We start from the raw sequence: 18,927 nt of genomic DNA, 5'->3' as shown, positions 1-18,927 counted from the left end.
CGCCATATATCAAAAAGGAATGTTTGATGATGACAAACCGACGGCTGGGAAGCGTTGTCACCGTTGTGCTGGTTCTTGCGGTGCTGGTTCCCATGGGACTTAGCGTCTGGCTGGCGCACCTTCAGGCACATGAGACCTTCAGACGCGAGCTGGATGCCTACGCTGACCGGGTCGTCATACGCACGCAAAAAGTGCTTCAGCAAGCCAAGGTTACCCTGAATAAGATGGACCAGTTTACAGGTACCCCCTGTAGCCCTGAGCACCTGCAGGCGATGCGCAGAGCCGCCTTCTCTAATCACTATCTTCAGGAGGTGCTCTATGTCGATCACCTCCGTCCTCTCTGCTCATCGCTGGAGAACACCAGCCGCGAAGTTGCGCTGCCGCCAGCACAAAGAGTCACTCCGGACGGCTACCGTGCCTGGCTAACTACCCAAAACGATGTGGGTATAAAACGGATCATGGCGGCGTTGGGTAGCGAGCGTCATGTGGTAATGATCGATCCCCTGTCGTTTATTGATGTGCTGCCGTTCGGCTCCTCGCCCATAAGTGTGTCGCTGATCGGTCTGAAAACGGAGCGGATTATTGTCAGTAGCGGCAATTTTACTCCTGCTATCTGGCAGCAGCTGCATCAGACCAAAGAGAACCAGCTTACGTTTCAAGGCGAGCTGTATGATATCAGGCGTTTTCCCGAATTAGGGATCGCCGTCGTTACCCAATCCTCCCTCGCGCCGCTGGAAAAGGGCTGGCACCGACAGCTACTGATCTGGCTTCCGATCGGCGTACTCCTGAGCCTGCTGATCGCATTTTTCCTGCTACGTGTGCTGCGCCGCCTGCAGTCGCCCCACTACCGTATACTGGATGCCATTAACGCGCGCGATATTGAGGTCTACTATCAGCCGATTATCGCTCTTGGCAGTGGAAAAGTGGTCGGGGCCGAGGCGTTGGCCCGCTGGCGGCAGGCTGATGGTCGCTTTCTCACGCCGGATATCTTTATTCCGCTGGCGGAGCAGTCTGGCCTGATGCCGCAGCTTACGCAGCTGATTATTGAGACGGTATTTGAAGATCTGGGCCTCTGGTTACAGCACCATCCGGATCAACACGTCTCGATCAACCTCGATCCCGGCGATCTGCTGTCGAAAACCCTGCCAGACCTGCTCAGTGCGCTGCTGGCCCGCTGGCGGCTTAGCGCTTCGCAAATTGCGCTTGAGATCACCGAGCGCGGCTTTGCCGATCCCAAAGTCAGCTCCCCGGCCATTGCCGAGCTTCGCCGTGCCGGGCATGCCATCTATATCGATGACTTTGGCACCGGCTACTCCAGCCTGAGCTATCTACAGCATCTGGAAGTCGACATCCTGAAGATCGACAAATCCTTCGTGGATGCGCTGGAGTATAAAAACGTCACTCCACACATTATCGAGATGGCAAAAGCGTTGGGGCTGGCGATGGTCGCGGAGGGTGTTGAGACCAAAGGCCAGCTGGAGTGGCTGCGCGATCACGGGGTGCAGTTTGCCCAGGGCTGGTTCTACAGCAAGGCGCTGCCGAAAGATGCGTTTATGGCATGGGCCGAAGCGAACCTCCGGCCCGATAAGGTTACGCCTGACGCCAGCTGAAGGCGTAGCGCACGCGATCTTCAGCCAGTATGAACTCCGGCGACACGCTCGGACTCCACGAGTCGTCGCCGCCTACGCCCATATGAAACGCGTCGAGGTTAAGCCAGCAGCCCTCCTCTTCCCGCAGCAGATGGTGATGGCTCGTCTCATAAAGCTGACGCTGGCCGTAGCGGCTCAGAGAGAAGTGAAAGCGTCCGTTAAGCCGGTGCCCGCCGTACTCCAGCTGACGCGTATCGCAGCGCAGACCGTTATCACTGGGGAAAATATAGGACGTATGCAGCGCGCTTAGCGGCAGCGTCCAGCGTCCCTGGCTCGCCGCCAGTCTGCGGTCAGGGTAGTTCTCATGTGGCCCCAGGCCCAGCCAGCTCACAGACGCCTCTACCGCTGCCAGCTGGCAGCTGAGGCCTATCCTTGCCGGCGGCGGGGCGTCGGTGGCAAGCTGCACGTCAACGTCACCGTGCAGCACGCCGCAGCTGTCGATGCGCCAGCGCTTATCGCTGATAAACAGCACCTTATCCTCATGGGACCAGGCGTGCCGGGTGGTGATGACCACCTCTCCGGCGCTCTCCTTCGCCGCGCAGTGCAGCAGACGCGGCGTCATGGCGTACATGCCCGCCGCCTTCCAGCGTTCAACCCATGCATTGGGATCGATACGCGTCACCTCGCTAATGCCGATATCGTTATCAAGCGGCGCGCGGGTGAACTGATCCCGAACCGGCGTCAGCAGCGTCGGCGTCTCACCGCACCACCACTGCTCCAGATCGCCGCTACGGCGTGAGAAGTGCCAGCGCCGATCCTGCCAGTTAACGCTATAGGCTTCGTCGCTAATAGCCAGCGTCGCGCCGGGGCCCGCCTCCTCCGGCGGGGTGATTGCCAGCGGCGCAGGCAGCCGCCACTGATCCCACGCGCAACGGTGGTTATCTGGTGACCATGCGGTAGCTCGCGGCTGATACACATCAACATTAAGCCATACCTCCCCCGGTATGGCCGACAGCGCAGGCGCGTCAATCTCCAGACGCTGCACGCCCTGAGGCAGGATCGCTAGAGACTGCTCGCCCTCGGCAAGCACCTCGCCGTCGCGGGCAATGTTCCAGCGCAGCACTTCGTTATCCGCCTTGCGGAAGAGGTAATCGCTGTGGATCTCAACCACCAGCGGCGCGGTGCCGATCAGGCGGAACTGGAAAAACTGCTGTGCGCGCTGGGCCTCATAGAGGGCCGGATGCGGGGTGCGATCCGGGAAGACCAGCCCGTTCATACAGAACTGGCGATCGTTCGGCGTATCGCCAAAATCACCGCCGTAGGCCCAGAAGGCGTTGCCGTTTTCATCCCGCTTCGTCAGCGCCTGGTCGACCCAGTCCCAGACAAAGCCGCCCTGCAGGCGGGGGTTATCACGAAACGCCTGCCAGTATTTGGCAAAGCCGCCGAAGCTGTTGCCCATCGCATGGGCGTACTCGCAGAGGATCAGCGGGCGCGTCTCATCCGGCAGGGCAATCCACTTCTTAATCGACCACTTCGGCACGGCGGGGAAAGGCTGGTCCATATCGACGCGGGCATACATCGGGCAGATGATATCGGTGGCGGCCGTGTTCGCCCCGCCGCCCTCATACTGTACCGGACGCGTCGGATCGCTGGACTTCACCCAGCGGTAGAGCGCGTCATGGCTTGCGCCGTGGCCGGACTCGTTCCCCAGCGACCAGATAATGATGGAGGGGTGGTTGCGGTCGCGCTGCACCATGCGGGTGACGCGCTCGCTCATGGCAGGGAACCAGTGCGGATCGTCGGCCAGTCGGCTCATCGGCACCATGCCGTGGGTTTCAATATTGGCTTCATCGACGACGTAGAGGCCGTAGCGATCGCACAGCCGGTACCAGAGAGGATGGTTCGGGTAGTGAGAGCAGCGCACGGCGTTAAAGTTATGCTGCTTCATCAGCTCGATATCCCGACGCATGGTAGCCTCGTCCACCGCCTGGCCGGTTTCCGGGTGATGCTCATGACGGTTAACCCCACGGATCAGCAGCGCCTTACCGTTGACCTTCAGCTGACCGTGGCTAATCTCCACCTTGCGCACGCCCACGTCGCACGCTTCGACCTCCAGCAGACGGCCCTCGGCATCCAGCAGCGCAACGGTCAGCCGATAGAGATGCGGCGTTTCAGCGCTCCAGAGATCGGGCTTATCGACAGCGAACTCGACGCTTAGCCGCTCGGCCCATGCGCCGCGCTCGTCCACAATCGCGCTGCCGGGACGCTGCTCTGCGCAGGCGATCTGCTCCCCGCCGCGCCACAGGGCAACGGCCACCCGGCAGTTGGCCAGCTCACCGGCAAGCTGCACGGTGGTGCTTATTCGGGCATGGTTAAATTCGGCGTTAAGCGCGGTCTCGACCTGGAAATCGCTGATGTGGGTGGCAGGCTTGTGCAGCAGCACCACGTCGCGGAAGATACCGCTCATTCGCCACATATCCTGATCTTCCAGATAGCTGCCGTCGCACCAGCGCAGCACCATCACCGCCAGCCGGTTTGCCCCCGGTCGCAGCACCGCGCTGAGATCGAACTCTGCGGGCAGGCGGCTATCCTGCGAGTAGCCAATCCACTCCCCGTTACACCAGAGATAGAAGGCTGAGTTGACCCCTTCAAAGATAATCCGCGTCTGACCGCTTGCCAGCCATGCCGCATCCACATCAAACGTCAGCGAATAGCAGCCAGTGGGGTTCTGCGCCGGGACATAGGGCGGCGTGACCGGGATCGGGTAGGTAACGTTGGTATAGATCGGCGTATCGAAACCCTGCATCTGCCAGTTAGAGGGCACCGGCATCGCAACGGCGCTGGCGCAATCCTCTTCTATCCAGGTTGCTGGCACCGCTTCCGGGGCGGAGTAGAAGCTAAACCGCCACTCGCCGTTGAGCAGCCGCCACGAGGGCGAGCCGCTGTCATGGCGCGCCTCGTCAGCGTCACGCCAGCTATGCAGAGGGACGTGCATCGGCAGGCGGTTCCAGTGGGTCACAACCGGGTTTTCCCAATCGCGGCGGGCAAGCAGGGTGTTCAGTGCAGCAGCGGACATGTCGACCTCATGATTTTTGCGAAGCGCTCACAATTTTCTGTACCATGCCCGGACAAGGAAGAAAGGTAAAGGATCGCCATCGCTATAAGCGGGAGCGATCACAAAAGCGAAAAGGTTTTTAGGCCGAGCTGCGAATGACCAGCGTCACCGGCAGCAGCGTCTGGCTTAGTTCATCAGCGGGAGGCTGAAGCAGCCAGTCAACGCTGCGCTCCCCTGCCTCTTTAAAAGCCTGACGTATCGTGGTCAGCGGTGGCGTATACCAGGCGCTGTCGGCGGTATCGTCATAGCCGATAACCGAGATCTGACCGGGCACGGCGAAGCCCTTTTCCGCACAGGCGCGCAGGACGCCAAGGGCCATCTGATCGTTGGCCACCAGAATGGCTTCAGGCTGCGGATGAGAGGCCAGCAGCCGCTGCGCCTGTTCATACCCTGAGGCCGCACTCCAGTCGCCGTGCGCGGTAGCCGCTGGCGTGACCCTGGCATTCTCCAGCGTCTCCAGCCAGCCCGCAAGGCGCGCCCGGGCTGACACCGAGCCAGGCGGCCCGGCGAGCAGGGCAATAACGCGATGGCCCAGGGTCAACACATGCTCAGCCCCCAGCCTTGCCCCTTCTGCGGCATCAAATACCAGGCTATTCACCCTGGCCGTCGGGCTGACGTCGAGAAACAGCGTTGGCGTTGGATGCGCCAGCGCCGCAAGCTCTTCGGCCTGATCGTCCTCCAACGGCAGGTTGATCAGCAGCCCGGTGACCCGCTGAGCCAGCAGCTCCTGCAACGCCAGCACACAGGCTGCCTGGGTCGCCTGCTCGGGCATAGCGATGATGACCCCAGCCCCGGCCTGCGCGGCGCGGTTTTTCACCGCCGAGGCGATCTGCGACGGCGCATGGAGAGCCAGATCGCTGGTGAGCAGCCCCAGGGTGCGGCTACGTTTGCCCGCCAGCTGCTGCGCGCCCCGGTTGGGAACGTAGTTCAGCTCGCGCATGGCAAACAGCACTTTCTCGCGGGTACGAGCCGAGACGTGCTCCGCCTGGTTAATGACGCGGGAGACGGTCTGGTAGGAGACGCCCGCAAAACGGGCGACATCATAAAGCGTAATGGATTTCATGGGGTTACCCTGGCAGCTGGCGTGCTGCCAGTGTAACCCAAAGCGCTCACCGTTGCTGTGAGCGCTTCGCGGGTTTACAACGCGCTCTCCTGCGGCTGGGGGGCGGGCACAATCGGGGATGGCTGGCGAAACCACGGCAGGCAGAGCTGGATCAGCGGGCCAATCGCCAGCGCGTAGAGCACCGTCCCGACACCAAAGGTGCCGCCCATTGCGCAGCCCAGCAGCAGGACGCCTACCTCAATGGCGGTACGCACCACGCGCACCGACCAGCCAGTACGGGCGTTAATACCGGTCATCAGACCGTCGCGCGGGCCCGCACCGAATCCCGCCCCGATATACATTCCGGTTGCCAGCGCGTTGACTATCACCGCGGCAGCCAGCAGTAAACTGCGAGCGAGCAGCGACTCCAGAGGCGGCATCAGGGCCAGCGCGGCGTCGGCGGCTAATCCAATCATCACCACGTTACTGATGGTGCCGAGACCTGGACGCTGGCGCAGGGGGATCCACAGCAGCAGCACCAGCGCGCCGACGGCAATCATCACCACGCCAATATTGAGTGAAAGGAGCTTCGCTACGCCAAGATGAAATACGTTCCACGGATCGGCGCCGAGATCCGCCCGGACAAACATGGCGGTAGAGACGCCGTAGAGCGTCAGGCCGATATAGAGTTGCAGGAGTCGCCGCAGCATAGTTCACCTCGTTCAATCAAAGAGAGTGACATCCTCTCTCTTAGTGGCATTATCATTAATGACCAGTTTTAAAAAAGTGGACTGCCTATGTCATCACGTCGATTTGGAAGCCAGTCGCTGGTACGCCTGCTGGGCCAGTGGCAACATACCCCTTCGCGCACGCCGCTCTGGCAGCAGCTTGCTCAGGCGCTGCGGATGCTGATCCTTGACGGTCGCCTGGCGTTGGAAACCCGTCTGCCGGGCGAGCGCGAGCTGGCTGCGGCCCTCGGCATCAGCCGCACTACTGTAGCCAGCGGGCTGGCGCAACTGCGGGATGAGGGCTTTCTCCTGAGTCGCCAGGGCAGCGGCTCCGTTGTGATGCTGCCCGAAAGCAGCCGCACGGTGCCAACCCGTACCCACGCAGGCAGCGCTCTGGATCTCTCCACCGCCTCGCTGGGGGCCAGCCCGGAGATCCATCAGGCGTACCAGCAGGCGCTGATCGCGATGCCGCAGCACTTCGGCTCTACCGGCTACGATCAGCAGGGATTACTAACGTTACGCGACGCCATCGCCGCCCGCTATGCGGCGCGCGGCCTGCCGACCCGGCCTGATGAGGTGATGATCGTTAACGGGGCGCTCAGCGGTTTTGCGCTGATCCTGCGTCTGCTAACCGGGCCAGGGGATCGGGTGGTGGTGGATCACCCCACCTACCCGCTGGCGATAGCGGCGATTGAGGGGGCATCCTGCCGGCCGGTTGGTGTTGCGCTGCCCGCGCAGGGCTGGGATACCGACGGGCTGGCGGCAACCATCGGCCAGACCTCACCGAGGCTCGCCTACCTGATGCCGGACTTTCATAATCCCACCGGCCGCTGTATGGACGCTGCAACCCGGCAAACCGTAGCGGAGATTGCGGCCCGCACGCGCACCACGCTGGTGGTGGACGAAACCATGACCGATCTCTGGTATGACGCCCCTCCCCCGCCGCCGCTGGCTGCCTTTAGCCCGGATGGGTCGGTGATTTCGCTCGGCTCTGCTGCCAAAAGTTTCTGGGGCGGTCTGCGGCTGGGCTGGATCCGCGCCCCGGCCCGCACTATCGCCTCGCTGGTACAGATGCGTGACACCCTTGATCTGGGTACGCCGGTGCTGGAGCAGCTTGCCGCCCGCTGGCTGATTGAGAATGGAGAAACCTTTTTGCCTGCCCATCGACACATGCTGGCCACACGCCGCGACGAATGCCTGCGCCTGATGCAGGACATTTTTCCGGCGTGGCAGACACAGCTCCCGCAGGGAGGACTCTCGTTTTGGGTGGAGCTGCCGGAAGCGCTGGCGACGCGATTTGCCACCGGCGCGGAGAGCGTGGGTATTCATCTGGGAGCAGGAACGCGTTTTGGTCTGGCGGGGGCATTCGAACGTTATTTGCGGATGCCGTTTACCCAGCCGGAAGCGATCCTGCAGGAGGCATTTATGGCCTTACAGCCAATATGGTCTTCATTAATTAAACAACCGTCGATTATAAGGCAACGGAAATATATTTAATGTGACAGCGATCGGTTTACCGATCGCAATATCGCTACTGCCGGGGAATAGGAAAACCTTTCAGGGCAATAATAAAACTCTCGCCCTGTTTTTTTATTTTTGCGCCCGCATCACACCACTCAGATGCAATACGAAAAAACTCATCGGTCCCGACGTTCCAGTTCAGACGAACCTGTTTAACGTAGCCGGAGCGCAGCTGCTCGCAGGCTTCAGCATAGTTGCTGGCGGTTGACTGTAGCGGTTTCATTTTTTCTTCTTCAGCAGTTTACGTAACGCCTTGATCTCTTTCACACTCAGGGCCGATGCGTTCTCTTCTTCCGTATGCTGGCTGTCGATATCTTCTTCGGAGACCTCGCCCTCGCTTGATTCAAGCGCGAGCAGAAGCAGCTTTTCGGTTGCCGTGCTGAGGTTCTCATTATTCGCCTCTGCATACTGGCGAAGTTTCTCTTTTACTGCTTCGTCAATTTTAACGTTTAACACTGCGCTGACCATGAGTATCCCTTTCGGTATAAATGAGACGAGTAATTAATACACCAGCTTTTTCCGTTGATCCAGAAATAGTTTTCTTTAAACGCCGTTGATCGCATGACTGTAATAATACTGTGGCAGGAATATATGACATAAAAATGACAATACCATTTCAGTTTAATGACAAATAGATGTCAGGCAATACGACAGAGGCGTGATTTTAGATAAGGCTATAGATTGCCGGTGCGAAAGCCGCGCTCGGCAATATTGGGTTCAGGCGAGAAGTAAACCGATCAGGATGCCGGAGGCGTTAATGGCTGCAGATCATTACTGCTCACCCAGCCGGGCGTGGTCTTTCCACTGCCGTTAACAAACTCAACTTTTGTCCAGCCAGCCTGTCTCTCTATTACTCCCACCACGTCGCCTTTAACGATCCATGCTTTACGTCGGGTCGCGGCATCAGGCGTGGTGCTCAGATAAGCGCGCGGGCTGCTTACCTGCATCAGCGTTTGCCAGCGTGTCTGCTGCGTCGTATCCAGCTCCAGGCCTGTGGCAATTTCAGGCATCAGCACACTCATACAACCCGCATGATTTTGCCCATCGGGAAGGGTTAATGTGACACCCGTTGAATTAGCCGCAATATAGCCTGGGAGAACAGAGGAAGACCAGGAGGTGATCTTGTCCGGCTGCTGCGCTGAAACATGGCCTGTCAGAAAGAAGGTGCAGGTACGCTTCACGCTATCTTCAGCCGATTCGGAGTAGTATCCCGTGATATTTCCCGTCGGTGAAACGGCCAGTAGCAGACCTTCGTACATGCCAGACTGTAGCGTTGTGGCATACGATGAAAATGCCGCCATTAAGAGAGAAAAACCGTAAACGATACGCGTCACTTTAGTTGTCATTGCCGTCCCTTCTCCAGACTTTCATATGAAGACATATACGATTCGTAGGATAAAACAAAGAAAGAGAACCTGGGGAGCAGAAATGGGTGGGGGCCCTGCCAGCTACATCCCGGCACACACGTCATCTGCTCTGGCTGCTTCCTTCCGGATCTGACCTGGTAAACAGAGTAGCGTTGCGGGAGAACCAACAGGGCCCCCATTGAGAGCGTTGTTAACCAACGCGCGGACGCATTATCACTGTACGGCCCGGCAATTGCAAGCCGCGCCCTGCTGGATGCTGGTTTATTGCGCAACCGCCTCTTCACAGGCTCGCACGCGCTGATTATGCTGGTGAGAGACTCTTCAGGAAACCATGATGGCAGACAACGACTCTTTTCCCCAGCGGGTGTGGCAAATCGTTGCCGCGATACCGCCCGGCTCGGTGACCACCTACGGCGAGGTGGCGCGGCTGGCGGGTTCTCCCCGTGCGGCACGCCAGGTAGGCGGCGTGCTCAGACGCCTGCCGGAGGGCAGCACGCTGCCGTGGCATCGGGTGGTAAATCGTCAGGGGCAGATCTCCCTCACCGGGCCGGATCTGCAGCGCCAGCGTCAGGCCCTGCTTGCCGATGGCGTTCAGGTAACAGGCAGTGGAGAGATAGATTTAGCGCGGTATCGCTGGAGATATTGAAAAACCCTCTCCAGAGGAGAGGGTTTTATGATTACAGCTGCGTCGGAGCAGGGGTTGCCGAAGAGGGGCTAACCTGCGTTGGCGAGGTAGACGGTACGGTAGTTGCCGCCCCGCCGCCCTGCTGCATCGGCAGCGCTGTCTGCTGGACCGGGACCAGGTTCAGGTCGATACGGGTACCGCCCTGGTTAACAGCGGGTTTGATGCCGTCGGTAATAAACACCAGTTTATTATCAACCGTAATCGCTGCGCTTAGCAGAATACGCGCGTCTGGCTGCACCAGCGCCGGGTCAAACGGCAGTTCATAGCTGAACGGAGCCTGTTTACCTTCGGTACGAACGGCACGCTGGGCGATGACTTTAGACGGCACGTCAGCCTGGGATGCATCGGCCAGGGTAACGGTCAGTACCGCATCCGGCGGCAGGGCCACCTTCTGGCGGATCCAAATCGTACCAGACACGTTAGGCTGCTTAATCACAGACTGCGTTGAAGCAATAGAGGCATTCGGGTTTGGGGCGGGCGTCTGGATATCTGCGCTTTTATCGGCACAGGCAGCCAGAGAAACAGCAACCGCTAAACCACTTAACATGTGCACGAGTTTCATTGAGTTCTCCTTATCTTCAATGCACCAGCAGGTATGACGCCCGCCAGAAGTAGTGGTTAATACTTAAATCGTATCGAACGCCAGTAAGTGTGGCACACATCACTGATTTTTGCCTGGAAACAGCCATGTATTCAGATTTTTGCACCCATCGGACCACTTGCATTTCTGGGTTATACTCTGCCTGTATCCGCCCGGTCGCTTTTATTTTATTGAGGACACCTATGAGTCAAGCGCTGAATAATCTGCTGACGTTGCTTAATCTGGAAAAAATTGAAGAGGGTCTGTTTCGCGGTCAAAGCGAGGATTTAGGCCTGCGTCAGGTCTTTGGCGGCCAGGTTGTCGGCCAGGCACTCTATGCCGCAAAAGAGACCGTTCCGACGGATCGTCTCGTTCACTCGTTCCACAGCTATTTTTTACGCCCGGGCGACAGCCAGAAGCCGATTATCTATGACGTAGAGGTGCTGCGCGACGGCAATAGCTTTAGCGCCCGCCGGGTTGCTGCCATCCAGAACGGTAAGCCAATATTCTATATGACGGCGTCGTTCCAGGCTCCTGAGCCGGGCTACGAGCATCAGAAAACGATGCCTGCCGCCCCTGCCCCGGATAATCTGCCGTCAGAGACGGACATTGCCCGTTCGCTGGCGCACCTTCTGCCGCCGCAGGTAAAAGAGAAGTTTCTCTGCGAGAAGCCGCTGGAGATCCGCCCGGTTGAGTTCCATAACCCGATGAAGGGCCACGTAGCGGAGCCTGCCCGCCAGGTATGGATCCGCGCCAACGGCACGATGCCGGCGGATTTCCGCACGCATCAGTATCTGCTGGGCTACGCCTCTGACTTTAACTTCCTGCCGGTGGCGCTTCAGCCGCACGGCGTTGGTTTTCTGGAGCGAGGCATGCAGGTTGCCACAATCGATCACTCAATGTGGTTCCACCGTCCGTTCGATATGAATGAGTGGCTGCTCTATAGCGTAGAGAGCACCTCCGCCTCCAGCGCGCGCGGGTTTGTACGCGGGGAGTTCTATACTCAGGATGGCGTGCTGGTCGCGTCCAGCGTGCAGGAAGGGGTCATGCGTAACCGTAATTAATAAACAAAAAAGCCTCCCGCGGGCGGGAGGCTTTTTAGAGGATGACAGTCGATTATGCGTTATACGCGTTCTCGCCGTGGCTGTTCACATCCAGCCCTTCGCGCTCCTGCTCTTCCGGTACGCGCAGACCAACAATCATGTCTGCCAGCTTGTAGCCGATGAAGGCTACAACGCCTGACCAGACGATGGTGATGGCGATACTTTCCAGCTGCACCAGCACCTGATGCCCCATGGTCACGCCTTCAGCGTAGCCGACGCCGCCCAGAGAAGGGGAAGCAAACACGCCGGTCAGGATACAGCCCACGATGCCGCAGACGCCGTGCACGCCGAACACATCGCACGGGTCGTCAACGCGCAGCCAGCGTTTCAGCATGGTAACGCCCCACAGACCGGCCAGACCTGCCACGATACCCACAATCAACGAACCGCCCACGCCGATGTAGCCACAGGCTGGCGTCACGGCCACCAGGCCTGCAATCGCTCCGGAGCATGCGCCCAGCAGCGACGGCTTACCGCGGGTTGCCCACTCGCCGAAGACCCAGGCAAGGATAGCGCCTGCGGTGGCGACAACGGTGTTCACAAACGCCAGGGCAGCGATTTCGTTGGCGGCACTGGCAGAGCCTGCGTTAAAGCCGAACCAGCCAACGTAGAGGATTGCCGTACCCATAAACACCATCGGCAGGTTGTGCGGTTTAAACGCCTCTTTGCCAAAGCCAACGCGTTTGCCAATCAGGTAAGCACCCACCAGGCCCGCAATCGCGGCGTTAATGTGCACCACCGTACCGCCAGCAAAGTCCAGCGCGCCGTGGGAAGCCAGCAGGCCGCCGCCCCAGACCATGTGCGCAATCGGCACGTAGGAGAGGGTCATCCACACCACGACGAAGATCAGTACTGCGGAGAAGCGGATACGCTCGGCCAGCGCACCGACGATCAGGCCGACGGTGATGCAGGCAAACGAGCCCTGGAACGCAACGTGAATATACTGGTAGAAGCTGCCCATTACGGCGGTCAGCTCAATATTTTTCAGCATCGCCCAGTTGAAGTCGCCGAAGAAGTTGTTGCCTGTGCCGAACGCCAGCGAATAGCCGTAGACTACCCACAGCACGCACACCAGGGCAAAGGTCACGGTGACCTGGGTGAGCATTGACAGCACGTTTTTGCCACGGATCAGGCCGCCGTAGAACAGCGCAATCCCTGGAATGGTCATAAACAGCACCAGCGCGGTGCAGATCATCATAAAGGCGTTATCCGCTTTGTCGGCCACGGCCGGAGCCGCCATCGCCAGACCCGGTAACGCTGTCAGTGCGGCCATCGCCGTTTTTAAGGTTAATTTTTTCATTTTTCCCATCCCAATCACTGTGTGTCTGACGTTACAGTGCCGCTTCGTCGGCTTCGCCGGTACGAATGCGGATAACGCGTTGCAGTTCGGCAACGAAAATTTTGCCGTCGCCAATTTTTCCGGTGTAGGCCGCTTTGCTAATGACATCAATCACTTCATCAAGCTGATCGTCTGCAATGGCCACGTCAATCTTTACCTTCGGCAGGAAGTTAACGCTGTACTCCGCCCCGCGGTACAGTTCAGCATGGCCCTTCTGACGCCCGAAGCCTTTCACTTCGGTAACGGTCAGCCCCTGAATACCAATAGACGACAGTGCTTCACGGACGTCCTCAAGTTTAAATGGCTTAATGACCACGGTAACCAGCTTCATAAATCCCCCTCAGTCGAAAATCGGTAATGGCCGCAGCTAACATGAGGTGAGTATTGCAAGTGGTGTGCCAGAATTAGAAAAAGGGAAAAATTCAGCGATTTAAGGCCTCTGGAAAGGAGCAGCGGTTACGCAGAAAAGTGTGACAGGGATTCAGATTGTTCCTGGGAAAGAAAAACGCACCATGATAGTGCATGGTGCGTGCAGTTTTTGCACCAACAGGCGATCCTGTTAGTAGCCTGCCTGATTATGGTGCATCAGGCGATAAGCGACTCTTCTTGCACACTGGCGGCAAGCTCTTCACCCGCCAGCTGTAGCTGATACATCTGCCAGTAGCGCCCTTCGGCGGCCAGCAATGCTTGATGGCTGCCACGCTCCACTGCCTGCCCGCGATGCAGAACCAGAATAGTATCAGCTTCCACAATAGTAGAGAGGCGGTGGGCTATGACCACCAGCGTCGTATGCTGACGTACCGCGGCCAGCGCCTGCTGAATCGCCTGCTCGGTGCCGGAGTCAATATTCGCCGTTGCCTCGTCAAGGATCAGGATCTGCGGGGTGGCAACCAGCACGCGGGCTAGCGCCAGCAGCTGCTTCTGTCCCACCGACAGGTTATTCCCCTGCTCCCCCAGACTGGTATGGATGCCATCGGGCATGCCACGCGCCAGCTCTGCCAGTTGAACGGTCTCCAGCGCCTGCCATACCTGCGCTTCGCTAATATCGCGCCCGAGGGTGACGTTAGCAAAGAAGGAGTCCGCCAGTACCACCGGATCCTGCTGGACCATCGCTACGCCCTGGCGCAGCACGTCGTGGCTGAGAGTTGAGAGCGGTCGACCGTCAAGGCGGATCTCCCCTTTTGTCAGCGGATAGTAGCCCATCAGCAGGCTCGCGAGGGTGCTCTTGCCGCTGCCGGTGTGGCCCACCAGCGCGATAAAGCTGCGTGGCGGCACGGAGAGGTCGATGTCCTGTAATACGAGGCTATCGTCGCGATAGGCGAACGACAGATTTTCGATGTCGATTGCGCCGCTGGCCAGCGGACGCTCATCGTCACCGTAGGTCTGGCGCGGACGATCCATCAGCTCAAACACGCGTTCACCCGCCACCACCGCCTGCTGCATGATCGACTGCTGGGTGGTCAGCTCAATCAACGGTTCGTTAAGGCGGCCAAGGTAGCTGATAAAGGCGTAGAGCACCCCGACCTCAATGGTGCCCACCGAGGTAAAACCAAACAGCATCAGTAGACCGCAGAGCACCAGCGCCGAGAAGAGACTCAGCAGCGGACGCAGCAGAAAACCGTCGAGGCGCAGCGTCTGCATGCGTGCCGTATAGTGGGAGCGGCTGGCCTCGCCCATCCTCTCGCCGAAGCGCGCCTGCTGGCGAAACTGCTGGATCACGTTCATGCCGTTGATCACTTCGTTAAAGCCGTCGTTGATATCCGCCAGGTAGGTGCGAACGCGACGTACAATGGGCGTGCTGTAGCGCTGATAGAGTGCCATCACGCAGAGCACCGCCGGGAAGATGGCCAGTGCCACCAGCGCCATCCGCCAGTCGAGGCTGAACATCGCCACCAGCATTGCCCCCACCAGCGCCGCGCTGCGCAGTACCGTGGATACCACCATCACGTAGAGATCGCGGATCACTTCCGTGTCGTTGGTGACGCGGGAGATGAGTTGCCCTACCGGCTGGGTGTCAAAGGCGTTCAGCGGCTGGCGCAGGGCAGCATCCATCACATCGGTACGCAGCTGCTGTACTACGCCGACGGCAGCCTCGTTAAACAGCAGCGACTGGGCATAGTGCAGTCCGGCGGCCAAAAGCTGCAGGCCAATATAGGCCACCGCCAGCCCTATCAACAGGCCGAGCGGCAGATAGCTTTTCGCCACCATATTATCGATAAAATAGCTGATCAGCGCCGGGCCAGCGACCTCAGCCGCCGCGGCAACCCACAGCATGACGACCGCTCTGGTAAGCGGTTTTTTCCACGGTTTACCGTAGGCTAACAGGCGTTTTAGCGTCGGCCAAAGCTGTCCAAAACTACGCATCAGCACTCTCCTTCTCTTCGTCATCCAGCGCGGCTTCCAGCTGCTGGTAACGGTGCATATCGCGATACCAGCCCGGCTGATGGGCTAAGGTTTCGTGCTGCCCGCGCTGAACAATGTGCCCATGCTGCATCACCAGGATCTCACTCGCTTCAGCGAGGGCCGAGAGCCGGTGTGCACTGATGATTACCGTCCGCCCTTCGCCCCACTGGCGCAGGTTATGCAGGATCTGGTGCTCGGTACGGCCATCCACCGCCGACAACGCGTCGTCGAGGATCAGAATTTCGGCGTTGAGCAGCAGCGCCCGGGCAATGGAAATGCGCTGCTTCTGCCCACCGGAGAGCATCACCCCGCGCTCGCCCACTTCGGTATCGTACCCCTGCGGCAGTCGCAGAATATCCTCGTGGACGCTGGCCAGCCGGGCAACGTGCTCAATCTCTTGCTGCGTCGCGCCGGGGTGGCCGAGAGCAATGTTATTGCCAACGGTATCCGAGAACAGGAACGGCGTCTGATTGACCACCGCCAGCCGCCCGCGCCATGCGTCCAGCTTCAGGGTTGGCAGAGGCCGATCGTGGAAGCGGATCTCCCCTTGGGTGACGTCGAAATGGCGCTGGATCAGCGACAGCAGCGTACTTTTCCCCGCCCCGGTTGGCCCGCAGATACCCAGCATCTGTCCCGGCATCAGCGTAAAGCTGACGTTCTCCAGGGTGGGATGCGCCGCCTGCGGATAGCGAAACTCGCGGATCGCCACGTTCAGGTTGCCACGTCCTTCCGGCAGCAGCTCGCTGCCGTCATCCACCACCGGCGCTTCCGCCAGCATGTCACGGATGCGGCTGTAAGCGGCGCTGCCGCGCTCGACGATATTAAACATCCACGCGAGGGCCAGCATCGGCCAGATCATCAGCCCCAGATACATAGTAAAGCTGGTGAGTTCCCCCAGCGTCAGGCTGCCGTTAACCACCATCCAGCTGCCGCCGCCGATAGCCAGCAGGTTTGCCATGCCGATAGCGATATAGATAGTGGGATCGAAACGGGCGTCAACCCGCGCGACCTTCATGTTTTTCCTGCCGGTATCGGCGGCGTCTTCGGCAAACAGTCCGGACTGACGATCCTCAAGGCCAAAGGCTTTGATCATGCGGATGCTGGTCAGACTCTCCTGGGTACGGTCGTTAAGCGAAGAGAACGCCGCCTGCGCCAGCTTGAATCGGTTATGCAGCTGATCGCCGTAGCGTTTGATCACCAGCGCCATAATCGGCATGGGCAGCAGCGCCAGCAGGGTAAGCTGCCAGCTGATCTGGGTCGACATGACGATCAGCACCACGCAGCCCATCACCAGCGAATCCACCAGGGTCAGCACCCCCTCTCCTGCGGCAAAGACCACGCGATCGACGTCGTTAGTCGCGCGGGCCATGAGGTCACCGGTACGGTGGCGCAGGTAAAACTCCGGGTGCTGGCGGCTGAGCTGGCGGTAGAAGTCCTCCCGTAGCTCGACGGCTAACTGATAAGACGCGCCAAACAGCAGCACCCGCCAGACGTAGCGCAGTAGATAGATGACGATGGCCACCAGCACCAGCAAGCCGACCCACATCATGACGTCCTGCGGGTGATAGCGGCCCTGGGTTACGCCGTCGACCACGTAACCCACGACTTTCGGTGGGATCAGCTGCAGAAGAGCAATGATGATAAGCAGGGCTACGGCACCGAGATAGCGTCGCCACTCCCGGCGAAAGTACCAGCCTAGTTGAGCAAATAATCGCACGCGGTTATATCCTGAAGGTCTTTATTCGGCCCCTGACGCCGGGGCCAGAAGCGTTATTCAATGGGTAACTCTGTCGTATATTTTATCTGTTCCATCGCAAAACTCGATGTCACATCGGACAAGCCTGGCACGCTATTGACCAGACGTTTGTAAAAATCATCGTAGCGCTTCATATCAGCGACCTGAACGCGCATTAAGTAGTCATATTCGCCAGCCATGCGCCAGAAGCCCAGCACCTCCGGCATAGCGGAGACCACGCTGACAAACTGATGGTACCACTCGCTGCAGTGCTGCTGGGTTTTAATCAGCATAAAGGCCGTGAGGCCGAGGCCCAGCTTTTCGGCATCCAGCAGCGCCACGCGCGCCAGCAGGATCCCTTCATCCTCCAGCCGCTTGAGCCGTTTCCAGCAGGGGGTCGTTGTCAGATTAACGGCATCGGCTAACGCCTGCAAAGAGAGGGTACTGTCTCGCTGCAGCAGAGTAAGCAGCTTTTTATCAATTTTATCTAGCATTAGCGGCCTCCGGGAGAAATTTTTTCTCTCGTTATTCTATTTCAAAGACGGAATGGCAACAATTTTTTAGGCGCTTTCCGTTAAGCTAGGCACAAATTGACAAACAGGATCGCCCCGGATGAACAACGCCTGGACTAAATATGCCATCAGTGAAATTAATGCCGATGCCCAGCGCTCGGCGGATACACATCTAATTCGCCTTCCCCTCCCCGCCTTTCCGGGGATTTATATCTACCTGAAGGATGAGAGCACGCACCCAACCGGCAGCCTGAAGCACCGCCTGGCGCGCTCGCTGTTCCTTTACGGACTGTGCAACGGCTGGATCAAGGAAGGTACGCCGATTATTGAGGCCTCCTCTGGCTCAACGGCAGTATCGGAGGCCTGGTTTGCCCGTCTGCTGGGTCTGCCCTTTATTGCAGTGATGCCCGCCTGCACCGCAAAGCGTAAAATCGAGCAGATCGCTTTTTACGGTGGCCGCTGCCACTTCGTCGAGAGCGCCTGCGAGATCTATGCTGCTTCCGAGACGCTGGCGCAGGAGCTGCATGGCCACTATATGGATCAGTTTACCTACGCCGAGCGCGCCACCGACTGGCGCGGCAACAACAATATCGCCGACAGCATCTACCGCCAGATGCGTCATGAGCCGCACCCGATCCCAACCCATATCGTGATGAGCGCCGGTACCGGCGGCACGTCGGCAACCATTGGGCGCTATATTCGCTACCAGGGATACGACACCCAGCTCACGGTAGTTGATCCGCAAAACTCTGTCTTTCTTGACTACTGGCAGCAGCGGGATGCCAGCCTGCGCAGCGCGGTCGGAAGTAAAATTGAGGGCATCGGGCGTCCCCGCGTGGAGCCCTCGTTCATTCCGGACGTGGTAGACGAGATGCTGCGCGTCCCGGATGCCGCCAGCGTTGCTACCGCCCACTGGCTGGAGAGCCAGCTAGGCCGCAAGGTCGGGGCCTCCACCGGCACCAACATGTGGGGGGCGTTGCAGCTTGCCGCCCGAATGCGTGACGAGGGGCGTACCGGCTCGATTGTTACCCTGCTGTGCGACAGCGGCGAGCGCTATCTCGATACCTACTACAATCCGGCGTGGGTAAAAGCCTCTATAGGCGATACTGCGCCCTGGACCGCAGAGATTGCCCGTCTGTTGCGATAGCAAATGGCTACTGGTGGTGCCCGCCGTCAGGCGCTACCATAGCGGCTTTATTGCTAGTGAA

General features: G+C 59.2%; 17 protein-coding genes and 1 other RNA gene. 5 read left to right on the top strand and 13 right to left on the bottom strand.

What is annotated here, in order from left to right; all coding sequences use genetic code 11:
• The first annotated feature begins 29 nt into the window (after positions 1-29).
• Positions 30-1,610: an EAL domain-containing protein gene (locus WFN61_RS00390; protein WP_337038073.1), complete on the top strand. Its 1,581-nt coding sequence runs from the start codon at positions 30-32 to the stop codon at positions 1,608-1,610.
• Here the strand turns inward: WFN61_RS00390 and WFN61_RS00385 are convergent.
• The 3 genes from WFN61_RS00385 to yczE all read right to left on the bottom strand — a co-directional run bounded on the left by WFN61_RS00385 (position 1,591) and on the right by yczE (position 6,456).
• Complete coding sequence (locus WFN61_RS00385; RefSeq protein WP_337037093.1) at positions 1,591-4,665, bottom strand: beta-galactosidase; 3,075 nt, start codon at positions 4,663-4,665, stop codon at positions 1,591-1,593. The two genes, WFN61_RS00390 and WFN61_RS00385, sit on opposite strands and share 20 nt — an antisense overlap.
• A 118-nt stretch (positions 4,666-4,783) precedes the next feature.
• On the bottom strand, positions 4,784-5,767 hold the full coding sequence (locus WFN61_RS00380) for a LacI family DNA-binding transcriptional regulator (RefSeq protein ID WP_222889724.1): 984 nt from the start codon (positions 5,765-5,767) through the stop codon (positions 4,784-4,786).
• 74 nt (positions 5,768-5,841) lie between these two features.
• Positions 5,842-6,456 carry a membrane protein YczE gene (yczE, locus tag WFN61_RS00375; RefSeq protein ID WP_312176625.1) on the bottom strand — a complete coding sequence of 205 codons (615 nt, stop codon included), beginning with the start codon at positions 6,454-6,456 and terminating at the stop codon, positions 5,842-5,844.
• 87 nt (positions 6,457-6,543) lie between these two features.
• Between yczE and yczR the strand changes: the two genes are divergently transcribed.
• Positions 6,544-7,971, top strand: a complete 1,428-nt coding sequence (gene yczR, locus WFN61_RS00370; protein ID WP_337037088.1) for a MocR-like transcription factor YczR — start codon at positions 6,544-6,546, stop codon at positions 7,969-7,971.
• 34 nt (positions 7,972-8,005) lie between these two features.
• On the opposite strand, the gene WFN61_RS00365 is transcribed toward yczR, so the two are convergent.
• The 4 genes from WFN61_RS00365 to ffs all read right to left on the bottom strand — a co-directional run bounded on the left by WFN61_RS00365 (position 8,006) and on the right by ffs (position 9,531).
• On the bottom strand, positions 8,006-8,218 hold the full coding sequence (locus WFN61_RS00365; protein WP_238083401.1) for a hypothetical protein: 213 nt from the start codon (positions 8,216-8,218) through the stop codon (positions 8,006-8,008).
• Positions 8,215-8,463: a hypothetical protein gene (locus WFN61_RS00360; RefSeq protein WP_144814361.1), complete on the bottom strand. Its 249-nt coding sequence runs from the start codon at positions 8,461-8,463 to the stop codon at positions 8,215-8,217. The genes WFN61_RS00365 and WFN61_RS00360 overlap by 4 nt, the downstream gene beginning before the upstream one ends.
• A 269-nt stretch (positions 8,464-8,732) precedes the next feature.
• Positions 8,733-9,341 (bottom strand): SH3 domain-containing protein, encoded by a 609-nt coding sequence (locus tag WFN61_RS00355; RefSeq protein ID WP_312282751.1) that lies wholly within the window; start codon positions 9,339-9,341, stop codon positions 8,733-8,735.
• A 93-nt stretch (positions 9,342-9,434) separates the two neighbouring features.
• Positions 9,435-9,531, bottom strand: an RNA gene (gene ffs, locus WFN61_RS00350) — signal recognition particle sRNA small type.
• 165 nt (positions 9,532-9,696) lie between these two features.
• On the opposite strand from ffs, the gene WFN61_RS00345 reads away from it, so the two are divergent.
• Positions 9,697-10,008 (top strand): MGMT family protein, encoded by a 312-nt coding sequence (locus WFN61_RS00345; protein ID WP_257756736.1) that lies wholly within the window; start codon positions 9,697-9,699, stop codon positions 10,006-10,008.
• Positions 10,009-10,039: 31 nt separating this feature from the next.
• Here WFN61_RS00345 and WFN61_RS00340 read toward each other — a convergent pair whose 3' ends face one another.
• Entirely contained in the window at positions 10,040-10,609 is a 570-nt protein-coding gene (locus tag WFN61_RS00340; protein ID WP_042391620.1) for a YbaY family lipoprotein, read from the bottom strand.
• A 221-nt stretch (positions 10,610-10,830) separates the two neighbouring features.
• On the opposite strand from WFN61_RS00340, the gene tesB reads away from it, so the two are divergent.
• On the top strand, positions 10,831-11,691 hold the full coding sequence (gene tesB / locus WFN61_RS00335; protein WP_144814369.1) for an acyl-CoA thioesterase II: 861 nt from the start codon (positions 10,831-10,833) through the stop codon (positions 11,689-11,691).
• Positions 11,692-11,743: 52 nt separating this feature from the next.
• Here the strand turns inward: tesB and amtB are convergent, their stop codons facing one another.
• From amtB to WFN61_RS00310, 5 genes are all read right to left on the bottom strand, one after another.
• Positions 11,744-13,030, bottom strand: coding sequence for an ammonium transporter AmtB (amtB, locus tag WFN61_RS00330; protein WP_144814372.1), 1,287 nt, complete (start codon positions 13,028-13,030; stop codon positions 11,744-11,746).
• 31 nt (positions 13,031-13,061) lie between these two features.
• Positions 13,062-13,400 (bottom strand): P-II family nitrogen regulator, encoded by a 339-nt coding sequence (gene glnK / locus WFN61_RS00325; protein WP_002891893.1) that lies wholly within the window; start codon positions 13,398-13,400, stop codon positions 13,062-13,064.
• Positions 13,401-13,654: 254 nt separating this feature from the next.
• Positions 13,655-15,433, bottom strand: coding sequence for a SmdB family multidrug efflux ABC transporter permease/ATP-binding protein (locus WFN61_RS00320; protein ID WP_337037076.1), 1,779 nt, complete (start codon positions 15,431-15,433; stop codon positions 13,655-13,657).
• Complete coding sequence (locus WFN61_RS00315) at positions 15,426-17,189, bottom strand: SmdA family multidrug ABC transporter permease/ATP-binding protein (RefSeq protein WP_144814377.1); 1,764 nt, start codon at positions 17,187-17,189, stop codon at positions 15,426-15,428. Before WFN61_RS00315 ends, WFN61_RS00320 begins: the two co-directional genes overlap by 8 nt.
• Before the next feature lie 53 nt (positions 17,190-17,242).
• The gene (locus WFN61_RS00310; RefSeq protein WP_238083395.1) at positions 17,243-17,701 is read right to left on the bottom strand and encodes an Lrp/AsnC family transcriptional regulator; all 459 of its coding nucleotides are present in this window, start codon (positions 17,699-17,701) and stop codon (positions 17,243-17,245) included.
• A 118-nt stretch (positions 17,702-17,819) separates the two neighbouring features.
• Here WFN61_RS00310 and WFN61_RS00305 point away from each other — a divergent pair, with 118 nt between their 5' ends.
• Positions 17,820-18,866 carry a PLP-dependent cysteine synthase family protein gene (locus WFN61_RS00305; RefSeq protein WP_337037073.1) on the top strand — a complete coding sequence of 349 codons (1,047 nt, stop codon included), beginning with the start codon at positions 17,820-17,822 and terminating at the stop codon, positions 18,864-18,866.
• The last annotated feature ends 61 nt before the right edge of the window (positions 18,867-18,927 follow it).

It is taken from the genome of Pseudescherichia sp. AS216, from assembly GCF_037152055.1.
Taxonomy (GTDB): domain Bacteria; phylum Pseudomonadota; class Gammaproteobacteria; order Enterobacterales; family Enterobacteriaceae; genus Pseudescherichia.
Note: the sequence above shows the minus strand (reverse complement) of the source record. Positions and strands in the feature narration are given on the sequence as shown.

Coding starts and splice junctions, on each gene's coding strand:
- WFN61_RS00360 (WP_144814361.1), bottom strand. CDS start 8,463: ATGGTCAGCGCAGTGTTAAACGTTAAAATTGACGAAGCAGTAAAAGAG.
- glnK (WP_002891893.1), bottom strand. CDS start 13,400: ATGAAGCTGGTTACCGTGGTCATTAAGCCATTTAAACTTGAGGACGTC.
- WFN61_RS00320 (WP_337037076.1), bottom strand. CDS start 15,433: ATGCGTAGTTTTGGACAGCTTTGGCCGACGCTAAAACGCCTGTTAGCC.
- WFN61_RS00390 (WP_337038073.1), top strand. CDS start 30: ATGACAAACCGACGGCTGGGAAGCGTTGTCACCGTTGTGCTGGTTCTT.
- WFN61_RS00355 (WP_312282751.1), bottom strand. CDS start 9,341: ATGACAACTAAAGTGACGCGTATCGTTTACGGTTTTTCTCTCTTAATG.
- tesB (WP_144814369.1), top strand. CDS start 10,831: ATGAGTCAAGCGCTGAATAATCTGCTGACGTTGCTTAATCTGGAAAAA.
- yczE (WP_312176625.1), bottom strand. CDS start 6,456: ATGCTGCGGCGACTCCTGCAACTCTATATCGGCCTGACGCTCTACGGC.
- WFN61_RS00340 (WP_042391620.1), bottom strand. CDS start 10,609: ATGAAACTCGTGCACATGTTAAGTGGTTTAGCGGTTGCTGTTTCTCTG.
- WFN61_RS00305 (WP_337037073.1), top strand. CDS start 17,820: ATGAACAACGCCTGGACTAAATATGCCATCAGTGAAATTAATGCCGAT.
- WFN61_RS00365 (WP_238083401.1), bottom strand. CDS start 8,218: ATGAAACCGCTACAGTCAACCGCCAGCAACTATGCTGAAGCCTGCGAG.
- WFN61_RS00310 (WP_238083395.1), bottom strand. CDS start 17,701: ATGCTAGATAAAATTGATAAAAAGCTGCTTACTCTGCTGCAGCGAGAC.
- amtB (WP_144814372.1), bottom strand. CDS start 13,030: ATGAAAAAATTAACCTTAAAAACGGCGATGGCCGCACTGACAGCGTTA.
- WFN61_RS00380 (WP_222889724.1), bottom strand. CDS start 5,767: ATGAAATCCATTACGCTTTATGATGTCGCCCGTTTTGCGGGCGTCTCC.
- WFN61_RS00385 (WP_337037093.1), bottom strand. CDS start 4,665: ATGTCCGCTGCTGCACTGAACACCCTGCTTGCCCGCCGCGATTGGGAA.
- WFN61_RS00345 (WP_257756736.1), top strand. CDS start 9,697: ATGGCAGACAACGACTCTTTTCCCCAGCGGGTGTGGCAAATCGTTGCC.
- yczR (WP_337037088.1), top strand. CDS start 6,544: ATGTCATCACGTCGATTTGGAAGCCAGTCGCTGGTACGCCTGCTGGGC.